The organism is Bradyrhizobium sp. STM 3809 (genome assembly GCF_000239795.1).
Classification (GTDB): Bacteria; Pseudomonadota; Alphaproteobacteria; order Rhizobiales; family Xanthobacteraceae; genus Bradyrhizobium.
The window spans coordinates 1-885 of sequence record NZ_CAFJ01000716.1; the positions used below are offsets into that span (position 1 = coordinate 1).

Genomic DNA, 885 nt, shown 5'->3' on the forward strand with positions numbered 1-885 from the left:
CGTGCCGCTGCCTGACACGTTGAACGTTCCGGTCCCCTGCTCGCCAATGATCAACTGATAGCCTGGACCCGTCTGATTGAATTGACCGCCGCTGAGATTGTAGACGCCGCTGCTGCCGACCTGGCGCCCGACGACCGCCCACCATCCGGCGTTCAGCGTACCACCGCTCTGGTTCAGCGTTCCTGTACCGAAGGCGCCGACGTTGAAGATGCCGTTCGCCACCGTGACCGTTCCGCCCGACAGATTGTAGGTGCCGGTGCCGCCGGCCGCCGCGCCGATCGACAGGCTGGGATCGTTGAACGAGGTCGTCGTCAAAGTCCCTGCCGACTGGTTGACCGTACCGATCGCACCATTGGCATTGCCGACATAGATGTTGTTGGCGGTCAGGCTGGCGCCGATCTGCGCCAGGCTCGCCTTGTCCGACGACGCAGCGCCGACCACGAGATCACCGCCGAGCGTGGTCGATCCGGAGTTCACCGCCAGCGTCGCGCCGGACGCGCCGCCGCCGACCAGGATGGATCCCATCGCCGAGGCGCCGGACGGACTCAGCGCGAGCGTGCCGGCACCGATGGTCGTCGTGCCCGTCAGCGCGTTGGCTCCGGAGAATGTCAGCGTCGACGTCGTCGACGTATCCTTGGTCACGCCACCTGCCCCGGAGACGATGCCCGAAAAGGTCTGTGCCGCCGAGGATGAGTATTTCAGCGTCGCGCCCGACGCGATCGAGATGTTGCCGCCATAGGTGCCCGCGCCAAGCGCGCCGCTGCCGCCGATCTGCAATGTTCCCGCGCTGACGGTCGTGTTGCCGGTGTAGGTGCTCGTGCCGGACAGCGTGATGGTGCCGGTGCCGGCCTTCGTGATGCTCGCGCGGCCCCAGCGATTGGCAAC

Annotated in this window: 1 protein-coding gene; it reads right to left on the bottom strand. The window is 66.7% G+C overall.

Annotation, left to right across the window (positions count from 1 at the left end; all coding sequences use genetic code 11):
- Positions 1-885: autotransporter-associated beta strand repeat-containing protein (locus BRAS3809_RS36305; protein ID WP_035659647.1), on the bottom strand; the 885-nt coding region annotated here is incomplete at both ends.